At 51.0% G+C, this 6,467-nt stretch carries 7 protein-coding genes; all 7 read left to right on the plus strand.

Annotated features, from left to right (window positions below):
* Positions 1 to 195 precede the first annotated feature (195 nt).
* The 7 genes from AB1690_10595 (at position 196) to lpxB (ending at position 6,308) form a co-directional block, all read left to right on the plus strand.
* The gene (locus tag AB1690_10595; protein ID MEW6015760.1) at positions 196 to 972 is read left to right on the plus strand and encodes a radical SAM protein; all 777 of its coding nucleotides are present in this window, start codon (positions 196 to 198) and stop codon (positions 970 to 972) included.
* Positions 973 to 1,142: 170 nt separating this feature from the next.
* Complete coding sequence (locus AB1690_10600) at positions 1,143 to 1,649, plus strand: sigma-70 family RNA polymerase sigma factor (GenBank protein MEW6015761.1); 507 nt, start codon at positions 1,143 to 1,145, stop codon at positions 1,647 to 1,649.
* Position 1,650: 1 nt separating this feature from the next.
* Positions 1,651 to 1,905, plus strand: coding sequence for a hypothetical protein (locus tag AB1690_10605; GenBank protein MEW6015762.1), 255 nt, complete (start codon positions 1,651 to 1,653; stop codon positions 1,903 to 1,905).
* 73 nt (positions 1,906 to 1,978) lie between these two features.
* Positions 1,979 to 3,370 carry a bifunctional UDP-3-O-[3-hydroxymyristoyl] N-acetylglucosamine deacetylase/3-hydroxyacyl-ACP dehydratase gene (locus AB1690_10610; protein MEW6015763.1) on the plus strand — a complete coding sequence of 464 codons (1,392 nt, stop codon included), beginning with the start codon at positions 1,979 to 1,981 and terminating at the stop codon, positions 3,368 to 3,370.
* Positions 3,367 to 4,140, plus strand: coding sequence for an acyl-ACP--UDP-N-acetylglucosamine O-acyltransferase (gene lpxA, locus AB1690_10615; protein ID MEW6015764.1), 774 nt, complete (start codon positions 3,367 to 3,369; stop codon positions 4,138 to 4,140). The genes AB1690_10610 and lpxA overlap by 4 nt, the downstream gene beginning before the upstream one ends.
* A gap of 58 nt (positions 4,141 to 4,198) precedes the next feature.
* Positions 4,199 to 5,173: a Gfo/Idh/MocA family oxidoreductase gene (locus tag AB1690_10620; GenBank protein MEW6015765.1), complete on the plus strand. Its 975-nt coding sequence runs from the start codon at positions 4,199 to 4,201 to the stop codon at positions 5,171 to 5,173.
* A 1-nt stretch (position 5,174) separates the two neighbouring features.
* Positions 5,175 to 6,308 carry a lipid-A-disaccharide synthase gene (lpxB, locus tag AB1690_10625; GenBank protein ID MEW6015766.1) on the plus strand — a complete coding sequence of 378 codons (1,134 nt, stop codon included), beginning with the start codon at positions 5,175 to 5,177 and terminating at the stop codon, positions 6,306 to 6,308.
* The last annotated feature ends 159 nt before the right edge of the window (positions 6,309 to 6,467 follow it).

Below are 6,467 nucleotides of genomic sequence, written 5' to 3' on the forward strand. Positions count from 1 at the left end.
CGCCGATACCAAGGACAATCAGTCCTCCTATCATCATTCCGCACTTCTCCTCCCGTCCCTTACTCTCCGAATTAGACATACAAAACCTCGCCTGTTTATTATTGTTTTCGGCAATCAGCCGGCATCTGTTGACAATAGAACTCTATATGCTAAATTTAGCAAAAAGTTACTGCCGAGAAAGATAAAACTGGAGTAATGTCAACCCAACCGCTTAAATTAAAGCCGGGAGTCATTTATGGACCGGTCAATTCGCGACGGCTCGGCTCTTCCCTCGGTCTGAATATTCTTCCATTTCGGTATAAAGCCTGCCCGTTCAATTGCCTTTATTGCCAGTATGGCTTTACCGGCGCCAGAGGCCACACTGTTTCCCTGGAGGAGAGGGAATTTCCTTCCGAAAGTGATGTCACATACGCTCTGGAGGAAGCGCTCAAGGAGTATCCGCTGGTTTCCTACCTGACATTTTCAGGAAACGGCGAGCCGACTCTTCATCCCCGATTCTCCCGGATAGTCGATGCCGTAAAAAATGTCCGGGACAGACTCAATCCGGAAATCAAGGTTGCGATTCTTTCCAATTCGGCCCTTATCGGGAATGAAGACGTTCGCGAAGGGCTGAAGAAACTCGATATCCGCTATATGAAGCTGGACGTTGGCGATAACGCCTTTTTTCAGAAATTTAACCGTCCTCATCCCGAGGTTGACTTTGAGACGATTATTGAAGGATTGCGAGCGCTGGGGGATATCACAATACAATCGCTTTTTGCCGGAGGACCCAATGGCAATGCAGGGGAGAAGGCGGTCAATGCCTGGATAAGCCGAATTGCAGAGATTAAGCCGCAGGAATGCCATATTTACTCGCTGGACCGTCCTGCCGCCGACCGGACTCTGACTCCGCTTAACCGCGATGACCTGGAGAGTATTAAATATCAAGCGGAAAAGATAAGCGGGGTTACGGTCAAAGTATTCGAAAGATAACAAGCAATGTTGGGCGCCAGGGGATTAAAAGAGATAGGGCTATAAGACTTATTCTGCAGATGTGATTCATGTGATATGGCCGGGGCTAAGAAGTCAGATTCGACGGTGAGACGGATGCAATAGACAGGAATGCCGCCGGCTCTTTCCTTGGTGGAAAAAAAGGAGAGAGTATGGCGCGAAGAATATTGGGGGCGTACGACTGGGTACTGCCGAAACGGGGGAATGAGGCTGACCGTCTTTTATATCCTCCTTACTCCGGTCCTCTACAGCAGAAAATTATTGCGGCGGTAGAAAGCGCCCTGGCGCGGCTGCCGTCAGTCGAAAAAGAGATTATCGAGCGGTACTATTATCAGGGACAGTCTATTGGGGAGATAGCGGAAGCGCTCATAAGCACGGTTGGTTCGGTGGAGCGGAGACGTCAGAATGCCATCCGTAAATTGCGGAAATACCTATCAACCTTTGTGAAGGAGCATTTTGGGATTGAAGTCCGCGATTTGGCCAAGTGCGTTATCTGCGACTCGCCCTTTCGAATTGAAATAGAGCGGCTCATTGCCAGCAAACCGGCGGAGGAGAACTGGAGAAAGCTGCTCCGCTGTCTCCGAGAGAAATACCGCCTTGATATAAAGGCGCCGCAGACCATAGTGAGTCATATCAAGTTTCATCGGGAGGAAGAATAAAATGGATGAAGACCGGCCGTCTTTGAAGATGCGGGGAGAACATTGTCTTACCGTATTTGTCTCTTATGAATTTAAGGAGCGCTTGACCAGACTGGCGAACCGTCACGACCGGACTGTTGCCGATATGGTGCGGACATTGCTCAGGGTAGGCATTCCGGTGCTGGAAGGACTCACGGAAGCGGAGGAAGAGATGCTCAAAGAATATGTTGCTTTTTTTCGTAAGTTCAGGAAAATGCGCCACTTGAAGGAATTATAAAGATACTTGGAGGGCATTTTTCCCTTGAAAATAACTTATCAAATTTTTATAATGGATTTTTACAGGCAATTATATGTACGCAAAGCAAAGGACCATTCGAAGACCGATATCGTTAGAAGGAATCGGCCTGCATACCGGAAATACCACCCGGATGACTTTTAAGCCGGCCCTTCCTGACAGCGGTGTTCGTTTCATCCGCGCCGACCTGCCGGGGCGCCCCGCGGTGATGGCAAATATTGACTATGTGGTCGATATATCGCGCGGAACTACTCTGGCTAACGGCGATGCCAAGGTGCATACGGTAGAGCATGTCCTGGCGGCAATCTCAGGGCTCCAGCTGGACAATCTCGATATTGAACTGGAATCCAATGAACCGCCGGTGGGGGATGGCTCGGCATTGCCTTATGTGGAGAAAATACTGGAGGCGGGGATTGAAAATCAGGATGCCGACCGCCGCTATCTGGAAATTGACAGCACGATGTTACATTCGGAGCCGGAGCGGGGAGTCGATATCGTGGTGACTCCCTCCGACACGTTTCGCATTACTTTCATGATAGATTACAAGAATCCGGCGCTGGGGACGCAATATACGACTCTTATGGACCTCGATTCGGAGTTTGCCACTGAGTTCGCGCCGGCGCGGACCTTCTGCTTTCTCTCCGAAGTGGAACACCTTAAACAGAACGGATTGATAAAGGGAGGCGGACTGCAGAACGCCATCGTCATTTATGATTCTGATCTGGGACAGGTTGAGGTAGACCGGATAAGGAAGGCTCTGGATTTGAAAGATGAAGCGTTTGTGGGGCAGACCGGAATCATCAACGATATTCCCCTTCGCTTTCCCAACGAACCGGTGCGGCATAAAGCGCTGGACCTGATTGGCGACCTCTTTTTAATAGGGGTGCCGATAAAAGGGCATATACTGGCGGCCCGCTCCGGTCATAAAGCCAATGTGGAGTTGGTGAAGAAAATCCGGGCGTTTTATGAAAAGAAACAGCTTGCCAAGAAATATCAAAAGGCGAATCTGGAGCCGTTTTTGGATATCGAAGGGATAATGAAGATAATGCCCCACCGGTATCCTTTTCTTCTGATTGACAGAGTTCTCGACCTGGAGCCGGAAAAGCGGGTGGTGGCTATAAAGAATGTGACCTTCAATGAGCCGTTTTTTACGGGCCACTTTCCGGGGCATCCTATCATGCCGGGGGTGCTGATTATTGAAGCGATGGCTCAAGCGGGCGGAATTCTTCTTTTGAAAGCGGTGCAGGAGCCGGAAACAAAATTGGTCTATTTCATGTCGCTGGACAATGTCAAATTTCGCCGTCCGGTTCGTCCCGGGGATACCCTGAGATTTGAGCTCGATATGGTGGCGTTTCGGAGAAGCGCCTGCAAAATGAAAGGGAAGGCTTTTGTGGAAGACGCCGTAGTTGCTGAAGCGGAGATGATGGCAATGGTGGTGGACCGATGAGGAATATTCATCCCACCGCCCTTGTTGACCCCAAAGCGGAATTGGGGGAGGATGTGCAGGTTGGTCCGTATTCCGTGATAGAGGCAGACACTAAAATAGGCGACAATGTCTCGATCGGGGCTAATTGCTATATTGCCGCATATACTGAGTTGAAACCGCATGTGACGGTATTTCATGGCGCGGTATTGGGGACGGTTCCTCAGGACCTGAAATTCAAAGGGGAAAGAACGCGCCTGGTAATCGATGAGCATACTACCATTCGCGAATTTGTAATGATTAATCGCGGCACGGCGCAGCACGGCGAGACCTCGATTGGGAAGAACTGTTTTATCATGGCTTACGCTCATGTGGCGCACGACTGTATCATCGGCAATAATGTAATAATGGCTAATGCCGTCAATCTTGCCGGGCATGTGGAAATCGGCGATTACGCCATAATCGGCGGAGTGGTACCGGTGCATCAGTTCGTAAAAATAGGCGCGCACTCGATGGTCGGCGGCGGTTTCCGGGTGCCGCAGGATATCTGTCCTTTTTCGCTGGCGGCCGGTTATCCCCTGAAAATTGTGGGATTAAATCAGGTCGGATTGCGCCGACGTGGATTCAAACCGGATACCCTTCATACCCTGGAGAAAGCTTTCAAAATTCTATTCTACTCCGGTCTGAATACATCGCAGGCGGTGGAGAAGATTAAGTCAGAAGTGCCCTCGATTGCGGAAATAAATCTGATGTTGGATTTTATCAAGAACTCCAGTCGGGGTTTAATCAAATAGCCTCATAACCAGAAGGCAAAGGCGGGGGGATTCTTTTACCCTCTTACCATCATAAAATATGAGCAAGGTCAGGACAGCCGTGGTCGGTGTGGGGCATCTGGGGCGACATCATGCCCGCTGGTATCATCATATAAAGGAATCGACTCTGGTCGGAGTTTATGATATCGACCGGGAGAAATGCCGACGGGTGGCGGAAGAATTTGGTGTGAAGTCATTTGAGCGGATGGAAGAGATTGTCGGTGAAGCGGAAGCGGTCTCAATAGCGGTACCGACCAGCGCTCATGCCGAAGTGGCGGAGTGGTTTATAAATGCCGGACTTCATTGTCTCATTGAGAAGCCGATTGCTTCGAATGTGGCGGAAGCGGAAGGTATCATAAAAACGGCGAAAGCCAGAAACCTGGTGCTTGCCGTGGGGCATATCGAGCGCTTTAATCCGGCGGTTCAGGCGCTGAAGTCGTTTGACATTAAGCCGCGCTTCATAGAGGCGCATCGTCTGGCGGCGTTTGACCCTCGCGGGACGGATGTGGCGGTGGTGCTGGACCTGATGGTGCATGATATTGAACTTGCGCTTCATTTTATCAAGTCTCCCGTGGCGCGCATCGATGCCTCGGCGGTCTCAGTTATCTCCGACAATGCCGATATCGCCAATGCCCGAATCACCTTTGAGAACGGCGCCGTCGCCAATCTGACAGCCAGCCGGATATCGCTGCGGCCGATGCGAAAACTGCGCATCTTTCAGAAATCAGGATATTTCTCTCTCGACCTGGCGGAAAAACAGGCTGACATTTACCGCTTAGCCGATGAGTCATTGGCTGCTGAAGTCGGCATGCGGGTGCCTCTGGGAAAATCCGGAAGAGAGATTCTGTACAACAAAGCGGGAGCCAAGGACGACGATATGCTTTGCCGGGAGCTGACCGACTTTCTACTCGCCATCCAGAACAATCGGAGTCCGGAGGTGACCGGCGAAGAGGCGACCGAGGCGCTTCGGGTCGCCAATGAAATTGTCCGCATCGGCGGCAATCTGGCGGGATGAAATGTCTCGTTCAACCGATAATCTGCTGAAATCATCAAAGTCTATTTTTGTCTCGGCCGGCGACCCCTCGGGAGATATTGCCGGATTTCATCTGCTGAAAGCCCTTCGGGAAATTGATAAAGGAATTAGATTTTTTGGTTTGGGCGGGCGGCGAATGAAACAGCTGGGACAGGAGCAGAAAGTCGAGAGTGACAAACTGGCGGTGCTGGGATTCTGGGAGGTTGCCCGGAGATTCCGGTTCTTCCGAAAACTTCTAAGCGACACGGTTCGGGAAATTGAGCGAAAACGCCCTAAGGCAATCATTCTCATCGATTATCCCGGATTCAATCTGCGTCTTGCCGAACGAGTAAAATATCTGAATATCCCGATTATCTATTATGTTTCTCCCCAGATCTGGGCATGGGGCGGCAAAAGAATTGAGCCGATAAAGAGACTGGTTGACCGGATGCTGGTGATACTTCCCTTCGAGAAAGAACTTTACGACCGCGCCGGGGTAAAATGCGACTTTGTGGGGCATTATTTAATGGATGATATCGAGAGCCGCTTCATAAAAGCGCCCTATAAATCCGAGTCTGACGTGATTGCCCTGCTCCCCGGCTCCCGGCCGCAGGAAATAGAAAAGATGCTTCCGGTTCTGGTTGAAGCGGCGGCAGTTCTGTCTGAGAATCGGAAATACCGATTTGCCGTCGCGGGTATTGAAGGGAAATTCGATTACGGTTCGTACCTGAAAAACTGCGGCACAGAAATTGAATTACAACTGGGCAGGACAAGAGAACTGATAGCGGAGAGCCGTCTGGTAATAACATCATCGGGCACCGCCACATTGGAGACCGGCATAATCGGCAGGCCGATGGTAGTTATATATAAGACCGGCTGGTTGACCTATCTGATTGCGCGGCGTCTGGTGCGCTTGGACAGCATAGCGCTGGTCAATATCACGGCCGGGGAACGTCTGGCTCCGGAGCTGATACAGCGCGAGGCCGCGGCGCCAAGAATAGCGGAGGAGGCGGTGAAGATTCTCTCCGATGCGGAGAGAACGTCTGAAATAATATTGAAACTGCACCAGCTGACCGACCGACTGGGGAGGCCGGGGGCGGGGAAACGGGCGGCGGAGATTGTGGGAGAGTATCTCTGATGCTGGCTTTATATAAATCGTTCACGTTTCTGGTCTATTATATCACGTTGCCCTACACCGCTCTGGCGGCTCTTTTGGGCTCCCGCAAATGGCGCAATCGGCTGGGGTTCCACCGAGTAACAAAAGTCAACAAGACCGCTCCGGTTGTCTGGTTGCATG

This window comes from Candidatus Zixiibacteriota bacterium (assembly GCA_040753495.1).
GTDB lineage: Bacteria > Zixibacteria > MSB-5A5 > GN15 > PGXB01 > DYGG01.